At 70.0% G+C, this 14,108-nt stretch carries 15 protein-coding genes; 6 read left to right on the forward strand and 9 right to left on the reverse strand.

The features are described from left to right. Window positions 1-6: 6 nt before the first annotated feature. The 4 genes from trmD to rpsP are packed head-to-tail and all read right to left on the reverse strand — an operon-like array spanning window position 7 to window position 1,973. Window positions 7-702: a tRNA (guanosine(37)-N1)-methyltransferase TrmD gene (trmD, locus tag V6R91_RS23570; RefSeq protein ID WP_336397313.1), complete on the reverse strand. Its 696-nt coding sequence runs from the start codon at window positions 700-702 to the stop codon at window positions 7-9. Beyond that, window positions 692-1,303 carry a ribosome maturation factor RimM gene (gene rimM / locus V6R91_RS23575; RefSeq protein ID WP_336397314.1) on the reverse strand — a complete coding sequence of 204 codons (612 nt, stop codon included), beginning with the start codon at window positions 1,301-1,303 and terminating at the stop codon, window positions 692-694. The genes trmD and rimM overlap by 11 nt, the downstream gene beginning before the upstream one ends. Window position 1,304: 1 nt before the next feature. Continuing rightward, entirely contained in the window at window positions 1,305-1,535 is a 231-nt protein-coding gene (locus tag V6R91_RS23580) for an RNA-binding protein (RefSeq protein ID WP_067243208.1), read from the reverse strand. Between the two features lie 6 nt (window positions 1,536-1,541). Further along, window positions 1,542-1,973, reverse strand: a complete 432-nt coding sequence (rpsP, locus tag V6R91_RS23585; protein WP_336397315.1) for a 30S ribosomal protein S16 — start codon at window positions 1,971-1,973, stop codon at window positions 1,542-1,544. 240 nt (window positions 1,974-2,213) lie between these two features. Here rpsP and V6R91_RS23590 point away from each other — a divergent pair, with 240 nt between their 5' ends. Beyond that, on the forward strand, window positions 2,214-3,344 hold the full coding sequence (locus tag V6R91_RS23590) for a glutamate--cysteine ligase (RefSeq protein ID WP_271061666.1): 1,131 nt from the start codon (window positions 2,214-2,216) through the stop codon (window positions 3,342-3,344). A 9-nt stretch (window positions 3,345-3,353) separates the two neighbouring features. On the opposite strand, the gene V6R91_RS23595 is transcribed toward V6R91_RS23590, so the two are convergent. Continuing rightward, window positions 3,354-4,334, reverse strand: coding sequence for a sugar-binding transcriptional regulator (locus tag V6R91_RS23595; RefSeq protein ID WP_067243205.1), 981 nt, complete (start codon window positions 4,332-4,334; stop codon window positions 3,354-3,356). Between the two features lie 119 nt (window positions 4,335-4,453). Between V6R91_RS23595 and V6R91_RS23600 the strand changes: the two genes are divergently transcribed. From V6R91_RS23600 to glpK, 3 genes are all read left to right on the forward strand, one after another. Beyond that, on the forward strand, window positions 4,454-6,160 hold the full coding sequence (locus V6R91_RS23600; RefSeq protein WP_336397316.1) for a glycerol-3-phosphate dehydrogenase/oxidase: 1,707 nt from the start codon (window positions 4,454-4,456) through the stop codon (window positions 6,158-6,160). Between the two features lie 85 nt (window positions 6,161-6,245). Continuing rightward, window positions 6,246-7,001 (forward strand): MIP/aquaporin family protein, encoded by a 756-nt coding sequence (locus tag V6R91_RS23605; protein WP_067244499.1) that lies wholly within the window; start codon window positions 6,246-6,248, stop codon window positions 6,999-7,001. A 25-nt stretch (window positions 7,002-7,026) separates the two neighbouring features. Then, window positions 7,027-8,541, forward strand: coding sequence for a glycerol kinase GlpK (gene glpK / locus V6R91_RS23610; RefSeq protein ID WP_336397317.1), 1,515 nt, complete (start codon window positions 7,027-7,029; stop codon window positions 8,539-8,541). A 132-nt stretch (window positions 8,542-8,673) separates the two neighbouring features. Here the strand turns inward: glpK and ffh are convergent, their stop codons facing one another. Then, on the reverse strand, window positions 8,674-10,227 hold the full coding sequence (gene ffh, locus V6R91_RS23615; RefSeq protein ID WP_336397318.1) for a signal recognition particle protein: 1,554 nt from the start codon (window positions 10,225-10,227) through the stop codon (window positions 8,674-8,676). Window positions 10,228-10,276: 49 nt separating this feature from the next. Beyond that, entirely contained in the window at window positions 10,277-10,867 is a 591-nt protein-coding gene (locus V6R91_RS23620) for a TetR/AcrR family transcriptional regulator (RefSeq protein ID WP_336397319.1), read from the reverse strand. 97 nt (window positions 10,868-10,964) lie between these two features. Between V6R91_RS23620 and lipB the strand changes: the two genes are divergently transcribed. Together lipB and lipA are read left to right on the forward strand one after the other, a co-directional pair. Next, complete coding sequence (gene lipB, locus V6R91_RS23625) at window positions 10,965-11,606, forward strand: lipoyl(octanoyl) transferase LipB (RefSeq protein ID WP_271059759.1); 642 nt, start codon at window positions 10,965-10,967, stop codon at window positions 11,604-11,606. Continuing rightward, window positions 11,603-12,592 carry a lipoyl synthase gene (gene lipA / locus V6R91_RS23630; RefSeq protein ID WP_067244489.1) on the forward strand — a complete coding sequence of 330 codons (990 nt, stop codon included), beginning with the start codon at window positions 11,603-11,605 and terminating at the stop codon, window positions 12,590-12,592. The genes lipB and lipA overlap by 4 nt, the downstream gene beginning before the upstream one ends. A gap of 49 nt (window positions 12,593-12,641) precedes the next feature. Here the strand turns inward: lipA and V6R91_RS23635 are convergent, their stop codons facing one another. Together V6R91_RS23635 and ftsY are read right to left on the reverse strand one after the other, a co-directional pair. Further along, window positions 12,642-13,142, reverse strand: a complete 501-nt coding sequence (locus V6R91_RS23635) for a DUF2004 domain-containing protein (RefSeq protein WP_067244487.1) — start codon at window positions 13,140-13,142, stop codon at window positions 12,642-12,644. Window positions 13,143-13,205: 63 nt separating this feature from the next. Beyond that, the gene (ftsY, locus tag V6R91_RS23640) at window positions 13,206-14,081 is read right to left on the reverse strand and encodes a signal recognition particle-docking protein FtsY (RefSeq protein WP_336397320.1); all 876 of its coding nucleotides are present in this window, start codon (window positions 14,079-14,081) and stop codon (window positions 13,206-13,208) included. Window positions 14,082-14,108: the final 27 nt, after the last annotated feature.

A 14,108-nucleotide genomic window follows, 5' to 3' on the forward strand; every position in this document is an offset into this window, starting at 1 on the left:
GCGCGCTCAGCCGTCGAGCAGGTCGGGCCTGCGGGCGGCGGTCCGTTCCACCTGCTGCTCGCGGCGCCAGCGCGCGATCCGGCCGTGATCGCCGCTGAGCAGGATCTCCGGCACCGCACGGTCGCGCCAGACGGACGGCTTCGTGTAGGACGGGTACTCGAGAAGGCCGTCCTCGTGCGACTCCTCGATGAGGCTGTCCGGATTGCCGACCACGCCGGGAATGAGCCGGCCGATGGCCTCGACCATCGCCATGGTGGCCACTTCCCCGCCGTTGAGGACGTAGTCGCCGAGGCTCAGCAGCCGCACGTCGCCGAGCTCGGCCGCATAGTCGAACACGCGCTCGTCGATGCCCTCGTACCGGCCGCATCCGAAGACGAGATGTTCGTGCTCCGCGAGCGTGCGGGCGGTCGCCTGGGTGAAGACCTCCCCCGCCGGCGAGGGGAACACGATGGTGGGACGCGCGGCGGCGCCGTCGGCCGCGACCAGTGCGTCCAGCGCCTCGCCCCAGGGCTCGGGCTTCATGACCATGCCCGCGCCGCCGCCGTAGGGGGTGTCGTCCACGGTCCGGTGGCGATCGTGCGTCCACTCGCGCAGGTCGTGCACGCGAAGATCGATGAGGCCGCTCTCCTGCGCCCTGCCGAGCAGTGACAGGGTCAGCCCGTCGAAGTACGACGGGAAGATCGAGACGACGTCAATCCGCACCGGGCGCGTCCTGCTCGTCCGCGGCCGCCGCCTCGTCGGCCAGCTCCTCGAACAGTCCCGGCGGAGGCGTCACCACCAGGCGTCCGGCGGCGATGTCGACCGTCGGGACGATCGCGGAGACGAACGGCACCATGACCTCGGCCGCATCTCCGGAGACGCCGGCCCGGCGGACGATGAGCAGATCCTGTGCCGGAAGATGATCGACGCGGGTCACGCGCCCGACGACGACATCGTCGCGCACGACCTCCAGCCCGACGAGCTGATGGTCGTACCAGGCGTCCTCCTCGGGCGCCTCGGTCTCGTCCTGGTCCATCCAGAGGATCGCCCGGACCAGGCTCTCCGCCGCGGTCCGGTCCTCGACGTCCTCGAAGAAGACGACGGAGCTGCCGTTCATCACGCGATAATCGCGCACCGTGAGCGACTTCCCGTGCCAGGGAGACGCCTCGGGGACCTGCAGCGTGAACGACGCCCCGGGGACGAACCGCCCCGCCGGATCGTCGGTGTAGAGCTCCAGCTTGAGCGCGCCCTTCAGCCCGTGCGCCTTGACGAGCCGGCCCACGCGCAGCTGGTTCCGCCCTCCTGCGCGCCCGTTCGCGGGCACGTCAGTCGTCCGCGACGTCGACACGGACGCGCCGCCCGTCCGCGAGCGCGGAGACGAGCGTGCGCAGAGCCTTGGCGGTGCGGCCGCCGCGCCCGATCACGCGCCCACGGTCGTCCGGGTGCACACGCACCTCGAGCAGTTCGCCTCGCGGCGACGTGGATGCGGTGATGCGCACATCCTCCGGGTGATCGACGATCCCCGTGACGATGTGTTCGAGCGCGGCGGCGAGCACGGCGGATTACTCGGCGTCGGTCGCGGCCTCGGCCGCGTCCTCGACCGGTGCCTCGGCGGGAGCCTCCTCAGCGGGAGCCTCCTTCTTCTCCGCCTTGGGCTTGATGACCGACTTCTTGGCGGCGTCGGCCTCGAAGGCCGGCTTCGCCTCGGCGACCTTAAGCGTGGACTTCGCGTCCTTCTCGCCCTTGAAGGTGCCCCAGTCGCCCGTGATCTTGAGGATGGCGGTGACCTGCTCGGTGGGCTGGGCGCCCACGGACAGCCAGTACTGTGCGCGCTCCGAGTCGACCTCGATGAACGAGGGCTCCTCGGTCGGGTGGTACTTGCCGATCTCCTCGATCACACGACCGTCGCGCTTGGTGCGCGAGTCGGCGACGACGATGCGGTAGTAGGGCGCACGGACCTTGCCGAGGCGCTTGAGACGAATCTTGACAGCCACGATTCTCCTGAATGGTGTGGAAGGAACGAACTGGTCACCTGGAGCGTGGGGTGCACACCCGGTGGAAGCTCTTCGGGTGGATGGCGCGCTGGATAGAGGGTCGAGCGGGCCGTCCGACCCTCTATTCTGCCAGATCGCCCGCCCCGCCGCGAACCGCGTCACGGCGCGCCACGGCCGCGTTCGTGACGCCGCGCGTCAGGGACACAGGGAACGGGCGGCGCCGCGTGCCAGACTGTGCGGGTGACGATCCGCTTCGCCGAATCCGCGCGCTCGACGGTCGGCGTCGAGTGGGAGCTGATGCTCGCCGATCCTCTCTCCGGGGATCTCGTCGGGCGCGCCCCCGAACTGCTGGCCGCGCTGGAGGACGACAGCGCGGCGGAGCGCCACACCGTCACCGGCGAGCTGCTCACCAACACGATCGAGGTCACCAGCGGCGTGGGCGCCACCGTCGCGCACGCGATCGACGACGTCCGCCGGGCGATCCAGGCCGTCCGCGCGGCGACGGATCCCGCCGGCATCGCGCTGCTGTCGGCGGGCAGCCATCCCTTCGCGCAGTGGTACGACCAGCGGGTCAGCGACAAGACCCGCTACCACACCCTCATCGATCGCACCCAGTGGTGGGGGCGGAACATGATGATCTGGGGGATCCACGTCCATGTCGGGATCGAGGACCGAGACAAGGTGCTCCCGATCATCGGCGCGCTGACCGCCTATCTCCCGCATCTGCAGGCCCTCGCCGCCTCGAGCCCGTTCTGGGCGGGCGAGCGCACGGGATACGCGTCCAACCGCGCGCTCGTGTTCCAGCAGCTGCCGACCGCGGGATTGCCGTGGCCGCTGACCACCTGGGCCGAGTTCGAGGCCTACCTGGAGGACATGCGCAGGACGGGGGTGATGGCCGATGCCACCGAGGTGCGCTGGGACATCCGGCCCGCACCCCGCTGGGGCACGATCGAGGTGCGCGCCTGCGACGGCCTGTCGACGCTGCCCGAGCTCGCCGCCGTCGCGGCGCTGGTCCAGACTCTCGTCGAGAAGTTCTCCCGCGAGCTCGACGAGGGCCGGGTCCTGCCGACCCTGCCGCCGTGGTTCCACCGCGAGAACAAGTGGCGTGCGGCGCGCTACGGACTCGACGCCGAGGTCATCGTGGACTCCTCGGGTTCGCAGCGGCCGGTCCGCGAGCACCTCGCCGAGACGCTCGAGCTCCTCGCCCCGGTCGCGCTGGACCTGCAGTGCCCCGCCGAGCTCACCCGGGTGGCGGGGATCCTCGACACCGGGGCGAGCTACGCCCGCCAGCTCGCGGTCGCGGACGCGCAGGGCGACCTGCGGGCCGTCGTCGCGCATCTCATGGAGGAGTTCCGGGCAGGGCTCGACTGAGCCCGCCGCTCAGCGCTCGCCCGACTCCGCCAGCCGGCGCGCCAGCCCCTCGTCGAGCACCACGTCGGTGACGAGCCCGGCGGAGATCGCCGCCTGGAGGCTCGGGAGCTTCTGGAGTCCGGCGACGACGCAGAGACGCCGCGGCACACGACGCAACCGGTCGAGCGTCGGCCCGGTGGCCCTCGCGTTGAGACGGATGTCCTGCCAGGTGCCGTCCGCACGGAAGAAGACCGTCGCGACGTCTCCGATGGCACGATCCTCGCGCAGGCTCCGGTAGTCGTCACGGCTGAGGTAGCCGCCGACGTACACGCGGCTGGGCACCTCGGCCGTCGGCGAGCCCAGGCTGAACACCGCGATGTCCATCTTCGCCTGAAGGTCCAGCACGCGCCGCGTGCTGCGCTCGCGCCACATCGCCTCCCGCGTGAGGGGGTCGTCGAAGAAGGCCGGCACGGGGAACAGCTGCACCTGTGCGCCGAAGGCCCGACCGAACCGCTGCAGGATGTCGCTCGAATACTCCAGACCGCTCGTCTGCGTGTTGCCCGCACCGTTGAGCTGGACGACGGTGGTTCCATGGGTCTCCTGCTGGCCGAGCTCGCGGCTGACCGCGCTGATCGTCGACCCCCACGCGACCCCGACGACCATGTTCGAGTCCACGAAGGACGTCAGCAGCCGGCCCGCGGTGAGCGCCACGCGCTCGAGACGCTCCACCTCGGTCACGCTCTCCGACATCGGCACGACATGGGCGGAGACGCGCAGACGCTGATGGATGCTCTCCTCGAGCATGCCGGCGCGCTCGAACGGCGAGTTGATCCGGATGTCCACCAGCCCGACCTGACGGGCGAAGCTCAGCAGGCGCGAGACCGACGAGCGCGAGGTGCCCAGCTCCTCGGCGATGACCTCCATGGTCTTGTCCTGCATGTAGTAGAGCTGCGCGGCGGTGAGCGCGGCTTCGAGCTTCGCATCGCGCGTCCGTGCATCCTGAGAGCCCATGTCCGACCCCCTTTCCCCCCGATCCTTGCACATTCGTGCACGGAGGTTGCGCAAAGTGCCGAAGGAGTCGATGCTGTGAGCAAGCTCGACGTGATGAGCAGGCAGGAAAGGGGACGACGATGACCGAGCAGCTCTCGTCCGCGCAGGAGCGCACCGATGTCCGACGGGTCCGGGAGGCCGGCCGCACGACCGTTCTGGTGATCGGCGGCGGGATCAACGGCATCTCAACCTTCCGCGAACTGGCTCTGCAGGGCGTCGACGTCGTGCTGGCCGAGCGCGGGGACTTCGCCTCCGGAGCGTCGGCCGCCTCCAGCCACATGGTCCACGGCGGCATCCGCTACCTCGAGAACGGCGAGTTCCGCCTGGTCAACGAGTCGGTGCACGAGCGCAACGGACTGCTGAAGATCGCGCCGCACTACGTCAAGCCCCTCCAGACCACGATCCCGATCTACTCGACCTTCTCCGGGATCCTGTCGGCGCCACTGCGCTTCCTCACGCACAAGTCCGGCAAGCCGAAGGAGCGCGGCGCCTTCCTCATCAAGATGGGGCTGATGATCTACGACACCTTCTCGCGCGACGGCGGGACGGTGCCGAGGCACCGCTTCCACGGGCGCAAGAAGTCGCTCGAGGCGCTGCCGATGCTCGATCCGAAGATCAAGTACACCGCCACCTACTACGACGCGTCCATGCACGACCCGGAGCGGCTCGCGCTCGACGTCCTCCAGGATGGCCGGGCCGCGCACCCGGGTGCGGTCGCGCTGAACTACGTCGAGGCCGTGGGGCGCGACGGTGACCGGATCCTCCTGCGCGATCTGGAGACGGGGACCGAGTTCGGCGTGGCGGCCGACGTCGTCGTGAACACCTCCGGGCCCTGGACGGACCTCACCAACGAGGCCCTCGGCACCGAGACGCGGTTCATGGGCGGGACCAAGGGCTCGCACATCGTGCTGGACCACCCGGAGCTGCTCGCGGCAACGGGCGGCCGCGAGATCTTCTTCGAGCACTCCGACGGCCGCATCGTGCTGATCTACCCCCTCAAGGGCCGCGTGCTCGTCGGGACCACCGACATCGACGCCGACCCCCGCGAGATCGCCCTGTGCACGGAGGAGGAGGTCGACTACTTCTTCGACCTGATCCACCACGTCTTCCCTTCGATCTCCGTCGACCGGGGCCAGATCGTCTACCGCTTCTCCGGGATCCGCCCGCTGCCCCGCCACGAGGACACCGCACCGGGGTTCGTGTCCCGCGACTACCGCGTCGAGGTCGACCGCGAGGGCGCCGTGCCGCTGGTGTCGCTCGTCGGCGGCAAGTGGACCACCTTCCGCGCTCTGGGCGAGTCCCTGTCGGACATCGTGCTGGGTCTGATCGACCGCACCCGCACCGTCTCCACGGCCGGGCGCGCGATCGGCGGCGGACGCGACTACCCCGCCGCCGAGGCGCGCGACGCCTGGCTCACGCGGAACCTCCCCGGCGCCGGTGCCCGCGCCGAGCTGCTCATGGCGCGGTACGGCACGCGCGCCGCCGAGGTGTGGGAGCACATCGAGCAGGGCCCCGACACCCCCCTGGCCGGCGGCGCCGTGTCCACCCGGGAACTGGAGTGGATGGTCGAGAACGAGCTCGTCGTGCGCCTCGCCGACATCGTCCTGCGCCGCACCAGCCTCGCGTTCACCGGCGATGTCGACGAAGCAGTGCTGGAGCAGCTCGCCGCGGCCCTGGCGCCGCTGCTGGGCTGGGACCGCGCCCGGACCGACGCCGAGGTCGACCGCACCCGCGCGCTGCTGAACGAGCGCCACGGACTCGCTCTTCCCTCCCCCGCCCGGGGCTGAGGGCCGCAGGACGCCGCCCTCGATTCGGCTCCACCCACCCAGCACCGGCAGAGGGGTCGGTGCCCCGTGAAAGGTCAAAGAAGACATGACTGAGGTCAACCTCGGGCTCTACTTCCTGTCAGAGCTCGTCGGCACCGCCATGCTGATCCTTCTGGGCTGCGGCGTCGTCGCGAACGTCGCCCTGGTCAAGAACAAGGGATTCGGCGGCGGATTCCTGATGGTCAACTGGGGCTGGGGTCTGGCGGTCTTCGCCGGTGTCCTGGTCTCCGCATACTCCGGCGCGATCCTGAACCCCGCCGTCGGCATCGGCCTGCTGATCGCGAACAAGATCAGCTTCGCGCAGTTCGCCGTCGCCACCGGAGCCGAGCTTCTCGGCGCCATCATCGGTGCGATCCTGTGCTGGCTGGCCTACAAGCAGCACTTCGACGAGGAGCCGGAGCCCGCGAACAAGCTGGGCGTCTTCTCCACGGGGCCGGCGATCCGCTCGTACGGCTGGAACCTGGTCACCGAGATCATCGGCACGTTCGTGCTGGTGTTCGCGATCTTCGCGTTCGCCGACTACGGCGACATCGAGGTCGGCGTCCCCGGAGGCCTCGGCCCGCTGACGGCCCTGCCCGTCGCGCTGGTCGTTGTCGCCATCGGCGCCTCGCTCGGCGGCCCGACCGGCTACGCGATCAACCCCGCGCGTGACCTGGGCCCGCGCATCGCCCACGCGATCCTGCCGATCAAGGGCAAGGGCTCCAGCGACTGGGCGTACTCGTGGGTCCCCGTGGTGGGCCCGCTGATCGGTGGTGCGATCGCCGCGCTGCTCGCTCCGGTCCTGCTGGGCCTGGCCGCCTGATCCCCGAACCCGAAGGAGAAGAACCATGGCCGACTACATCATCGCCATCGACCAGGGCACGACCTCGAGCCGTGCCATCATCTTCGACCGCAAGGGCAGCATCATCGCCACGGGTCAGAAGGAGCACGAGCAGATCCTGCCGAAGGCCGGCTGGGTCGAGCACGACGCCGCGGAGATCTGGGCCAATGTCCAGGAGGTCATCGGCCTCGCGCTGACGCGCGCGCACCTCACGCGTCACGACATCGCGGCGGTGGGCATCACCAACCAGCGCGAGACCGCCGTCGTGTGGGACAAGACGACGGGCAAGCCGGTCTACAACGCCATCGTCTGGCAGGACACCCGCACGCAGGAGATCGTCGACCGCCTCGCTGCCGACGGCGGGGTCGACCGGTTCAAGCCGATCGTGGGCCTGCCGCTGGCGACCTACTTCTCCGGCACCAAGATCGCCTGGATCCTGGAGAACGTCGACGGTGCGCGCGAGAAGGCGGAGGCCGGGGACCTGCTGTTCGGAACCACGGACTCCTGGGTCCTATGGAACCTCACCGGCGGCGTCAACGGCGGCGTGCACGCCACCGACGTCACCAACGCCTCGCGGACGCTGTTCATGGACCTCGAGACGCTGGAGTGGCGCGACGACATCCTCAAGGCGTTCGGCGTGCCCCGCTCGATGATGCCCGAGATCCGTTCGTCGTCCGAGGTCTACGGCGCGGCGGAGAGTTCGTCGCTGCTGCGCGAGACGCCGATCGCCGGGATCCTCGGCGACCAGCAGGCGGCGACGTTCGGTCAGGCCGCGTTCAACAAGGGCGAGAGCAAGAACACCTACGGCACGGGCTGCTTCCTCATCTTCAACACGGGCGAGGAGATCGTCCACTCGAAGAACGGGTTGCTGACCACCGTCGGCTACAAGCTCGGCGACGCGCCGACGCACTACGCGCTGGAGGGCTCCATCGCCGTCACGGGGTCTCTGATCCAGTGGCTGCGCGACCAGCTCGGCATCATCGACTCCGCCCCGCAGGTGGAGGAGCTCGCCGACAAGGTCGAAGACAACGGCGGCGTGTACATCGTGCCGGCGTTCTCTGGCCTGTTCGCGCCGTACTGGCGTCCGGACGCCCGCGGTGCGATCGTGGGCCTGACCCGCTTCGCCAACAAGAACCACATCGCGCGCGCCGCGCTGGAGGCGGTCGCCTTCCAGACCCGCGACGTGCTCGACGCGGTGAACGCGGACGCCGGGGTGGACCTCACGGAGCTGAAGGTCGACGGCGGAATGGTCGCCAACGACGCGCTCATGCAGTTCCAGGCGGACGTGCTGGGCGTCCCGGTCGTCCGGCCGGTCGTCGCCGAGACCACCGCGCTCGGCGCCGCGTACGCCGCGGGGCTCGCCGTGGGCTTCTGGAGCGGCCTGGACGACCTCTCTGCCAACTGGCAGGAGGACAAGCGCTGGGAGCCGTCGATGGACGAGGGCGAGCGCGACCGTCAGCTGCGCCTGTGGCGCAAGGCCGTCACCAAGTCCATGGACTGGGTCGACGACGACGTGAAGTGATCGTCCGCTGACGACGACGAAGGGCGGGGCCGGTCGATCCGGTCCCGCCCTTTCCGCGTCGGTTCGGGGCGCTGCGCGGGGATTCGGGGCGCATGACAGTGCCGGATCGCCCCGGATCGGACCCCGAACGGGTCAGCTCTTGCCGAAGAGCTTCTGGATCTCGGCGAGGTCCGCCTCGGAGGGCGCCTTCTGTCCGCCGAGGCCGAAGCCGGTCCCCGTCGGCTGAGAGTTCGCCGCGGCGAGGCCCGCGTTCTCCGCCGCGCGCTTGGCTGGGTTGCCCGAACGGGAACCCCCGCTCTTGGCCTTCTTGCCGCGCTTCGACGAGCCGCCCGGGCGTCCCATGCCGGGTACCGGCCCCATGCCGGGGATGTTGGGGGTGCCGCCGCGGGCGACGGTCTTCATCATCTTCGCGGCCTGCTCGAAGCGCTGCACGAGCTGGTTCACGTCCGTCACCGTCATCCCGGAGCCGCGTGCGATGCGCAGACGGCGGGAGCCGTTGAGGACCTTGGGGTTGCGGCGCTCCCCCGGCGTCATCGAGCGGATGATGGCCTCGGTCCGGTCGATCTCCCGGTCGTCGAAGTCCTCCAGCTGCTGCTTCATCTGGCCCATGCCCGGGAGCATCCCGAGCATCTTCTTCATGGAGCCCATCTTCTTGAGCTGCTGCATCTGCTCGAGGAAGTCCTCGAGGGTGAAGGTCTCGGTCGCGAGCTTCTCGGCGACCTTCATCGCCTCGGCCTCGTCGAACGCCTGCTGCGCCTGCTCGATCAGGGTGAGGATGTCACCGAGGTCGAGGATCCGGCTCGCCATCCGGTCGGGGTGGAACGGCTCGAGGTCGTCGAGCCCCTCGCCGGTCGAGGCGAAGATGATCGGCCGACCGGTCACCGAGGCGACGGACAGCGCGGCACCGCCTCGGGCGTCGCCGTCGAGCTTGGAGAGGACGACGCCCGTGAAGTCCACGCCGTCCTGGAACGCCTTGGCCGTGTTGACCGCGTCCTGACCGATCATCGCGTCGATGACGAAGAGGACCTCGTCCGGGTCCACGGCCTTGCGGATGTCGGCGGCCTGCTTCATGAGCTCGGCGTCCACGCCGAGGCGGCCGGCCGTGTCGATGATGACGACGTCATGCTGCTGGCGGCGGGCGTGCTCCACGCCGTCGCGCGCGACACGGACGGGGTCGCCGACGCCGTTGCCCGGCTCCGGCGCGAAGATCGTCGCTCCCGCCTGCGCCGCCACCACCTGGAGCTGGTTCACGGCGTTCGGTCGCTGGAGGTCGGCGGCGACGAGGAGCGGCGTGTGTCCCTCCCCCTCCAGCTGCTTGGCGAGCTTGCCGGCGAACGTCGTCTTCCCGGAGCCCTGGAGCCCCGCGAGCATGATCACGGTCGGCGGCGTCTTCGCGAACTCGAGGCGGCGCTGCTCGCCGCCCAGGATCGCGATGAGCTCCTCGTTGACGATCTGGACGACCTGCTGCGCCGGGTTCAGCGCCTTGTTGACCTCGTCGCCGAGCGCCCGCTCGCGCACCTTCGCGGTGAAGTCCTTGACGACCGCGAGCGCGACGTCGGCGTCGAGGAGCGCCCGCCGGATCTCGCGGACGGTGCCGTCGACGTCGGACGCGCTCAGCTTTCCCTTCGTGCGCAGATTGCGGAAGGTCTCGGTGAGCCGATCGGAGAGGGTGCCGAAGGTAGCCATGGTGCCTTCGATTCTACGGGAGGCGCGCACGCGCCCCGCCCGCCCTGTCCTAGGGACCCCAGGGCAGGGCGTGGATGCTCCGCAGGGCCTCGTCGAAGCGGGCCTCCAGGGAGGCCTGCCCGGCGCCGTCCTCGGCCCAGACACGAATGGCGGACAGCACGGCGGTCGCGCATGCCGAGCCGAGGATGTCGGCCGGGATCACCGGCACGCCCGCCGCACGGGCGGCCGATGCGACCCCCGCCGCGAGCGTCGTGTGGCGCAGGCCGCTGTCGCGACGCAGCTCGGTCTCGACGCCCATGGCGGACGCGTTGCGCAGCGCCAGGGTGAGGGGGTCGGGTGCGAGGTCCCGGATCACAGCGCTCAGCGCGGCGCGCACCCCGGGGCCGTCGGCCTTGGTCCCGAGGGCGCCCAGCGCCACCAGGGCTGCGTCGATCCGCTCGTCGAGCCCCGACCACAGCACGTCGCTCTTGGAGGAGAAGTAGTTGAAGAAGCTGGACCGGCTCACCCCGGCGCGACGGGCGATGTCGGCGATCGACGTGGCCTCGTATCCCTGCTCCAGGAACAGCTCGCACGCCGCTTCCGCGAGCGTCTCCCGGGAGGACGCCCGCGGACGCCCGGAGGATCGCGCGTCCGTGTGCATCCCCTCACCGTATCGCCACGCCGCGCCACGACGCCGCGGCCGATCAAGGACGCTATTGTTGTACTCGATCCAATAACCGCTCCGGTTCGGAGGACCCATGCTCGACATCCAGACCGTCGGCCTCGCGCCGGACTTCGTGCCCTACCTCGACGGGTGGGATCTGCAGCGCCGTGTCCATGCGGAGGTCGTCGCGGGAACCCGTCCGGACACGCTCCTCCTGCTGGAGCACGAGGCCGTGTACACGGCGGGCAAGCGCACGGAGCCGCACGAGCGTCCCCAGGACGGCACTCCCGTGATCGACGTGGACCGCGGTGGCAAGATCACCTGGCACGGGCCGGGGCAGCTCGTCGGGTACCCGATCGTCCGGCTCGTCGAGCCGGTGGACGTGGTCGCGCACGTCCGGCGGATCGAGAGGACGCTCATCGACGTCCTCCGCGACTTCGGCGTGGACGGGTACCAGGTCGAGGGCCGCAGCGGCGTCTGGGTGCGCCGCCCGCTGTCGGAGGACAAGGTGGCCGCGATCGGCGTGCGTGTCCAGCAGGGTGTCACGATGCACGGGTTCGCGATCAACGCGGACAACACCCTCGCGGGGTTCCGCGGCATCATCCCGTGCGGCATCAGCGATGCCGGCGTGACGACGGTGAGCGAGGCGAGCGGCCGCCCGACCTCCCCCGCCGACCTGGCGGGAGCCGTCGCCGACGCCTTCTCCGCCGTGTACGCGACGGAGGTCGCCGCATGAGCGCCGCTCCCGAGGGCCGCAAGCTCCTCCGGCTCGAGGTCCGAAACGCCGAGACGCCGATCGAGCGCAAGCCGGAGTGGATCCGCACCAAGGCGAAGATGGGCCCGGAGTACCAGGCGCTGCACTCACTGGTCAAGGGCGAGGACCTGCACACGGTGTGCCAGGAGGCGGGCTGCCCGAACATCTACGAGTGCTGGGAGGACCGCGAGGCGACCTTCCTGATCGGCGGATCGCAGTGCACCCGCCGGTGCGACTTCTGCCAGATCGACACCGGCAAGCCCGCCGACTACGACACCGACGAACCGCGCCGCGTCGCGGAGAGCGTGCGGCGCATGGGCCTGCGCTACGCCACCGTGACCAGCGTCGCCCGCGACGACCTCCCCGACACCGGGGCGTGGCTGAACGCCGAGACGGTGCGTCAGATCCATGCGCTGAACCCGAACACGGGCGTCGAGCTGCTCGCGAACGAGCACAACGCCGATCCCGCCTTCCTCGGGCAGATCTTCGACGCCCGACCGGAGGTGTTCGCGCACAACGTCGAGACGGTGCCCCGGATCTTCAAGCGGATCCGGCCCGCCTTCCAGTACGAGCGTTCGCTGAACGTGATCACGCAGGGCCACGAGGCCGGGCTGATCACCAAGTCGAACCTCATCCTCGGCATGGGCGAGGAGCCCGAGGAGGTCGTGCAGGCACTGCAGGACCTCCACGACGCCGGCTGCGACATCATCACGATCACGCAGTACCTCCGCCCGTCGCCGAGGCATCTGCCGGTCGCCCGCTGGGTCAAGCCCGCGGAGTTCGTCGAGTTCAAGGAGGAGGCCGAGCGCATCGGATTCCTCGGCGTCCTCGCCGGACCCCTGGTGCGCTCGTCCTACCGGGCCGGTCGCCTCTGGGCGCAGTCGATGATCTCGAAGGGTCGTCCGATCCCCGAGCACCTCGCGCACATCGCGGAGGGTGCGGAGCTCGGGTTCGCACAGGCGGTCTGACGCCGGCTCGGTCGGGCGGCCACCGGGGGGAGGCCGCCCGGCCCTCGAGTCAGTCCGCGCTCATCACCGAGAGCACGGAGCCGTCGGACCCGAAGTTCACCAGCAGCACGTCATCCGTCGAATCGGCGTCCAGCGCGTACTCCAGCACCGCGAACGGGTCCGTGCCGCCGTGCTCGTCGGCGAGGATCGTCATGCTCATGAGACGCAGCGAGCGGATGATGTCGACCGCGGCGTCGCCGGACACGTCGACGAGGATGTCGTTCAGCTCGTCGCCGTAGGCCTCCTGCTGCTGCAGCACGAACTCCGTCACCTCGCTGGTGCGATCGTCCACCTCGGACAGCATGGCGTTGCGGGCGTTGCCGTCGACCGACTCGATGCCGGACACCAGCGCTGCGGCGATGTCGAGTGCCTCGGCCGACACGTCGTCCTGGTCCGGCGCCGTGAGATCCACGGTCACGACCTGATCCCCGAACTCCACGATCTCCGACCAGAAGATCGATCCGTCCGGGCCCGAGGACAGCAGTCCGAAGAAGTCGTGTTCGATCGCCATACGGCTATGAAACCAGTCGCCCGGGCGGTGCGGTACCCCCGCGCCGGTGCGTCTGCGGACCGATCAGCCGTCGACCAGCGCCTGGACGAACACGTGGGGGGTGAAGCCGGTCAGGTCGTCGATCCCCTCGCCCTGCCCGAGCAGCTTCACCGGGATGCCGGTGCGTTCCTGGACGGCGAGCACGAAACCGCCCTTCGCCGATCCGTCGAGCTTCGTCAGCACGAGTCCGGTGACCCCGGCGTGCTCGAGGAAGGCCTCCGCCTGCATCACGCCGTTCTGCCCCGTCGTGGCGTCGAGAACGAGCAGGACCTCGCTGATCGGCGCCTGCTTCTCGATCACCCTGCGGATCTTGGACAGCTCGTCCATCAGCCCGCCCTTGGTGTGCAGCCGCCCCGCCGTGTCGACGAGGACGATCTCGGTGCCGGTGCGCTGGGCGTGCTCGATCGTCTGAAACGCCACGGACGCGGGATCCTGACCCTCGTGCTGCGGACGGACGATCTCCGCCCCGCCGCGCTGCGCCCACGTGGCGAGCTGATCGACGGCCGCCGCGCGGAACGTGTCCGCCGCGCCGACGACGACCGATCGGCCGTAGCTGCGGAGGAACTTCGTGAACTTGCCGATCGTCGTGGTCTTGCCGACCCCGTTCACCCCGACCACGAGCACCACGGCGGGACGCTCGGTGAGCTTCAGGGTGGTGTCGAACCGGGCGAAGTGCTCTTCGAGGGTCTCGCGCAGCATGCGCTGCAGATCCCGGGGATCGGTGGTCCGGTACTTCTCCACCTTCTCGCGCAGCTCGTCCACCAGGCGCTCGGTGATGTCGGGGCCGAAGTCGGCCGTCAGCAGCGCCGTCTCCAGGTCCTCCCACGTCGTCTCGTCGATGGTGGGCTTGACGAACATGCCGCGCAGGGCACGGGTGAGGGACCAGGACTTCTCCGCCATGGGATCCAGCCTACGGGGCGGGGCGTG

Source organism: Microbacterium sp. CCNWLW41 (assembly GCF_037083505.1).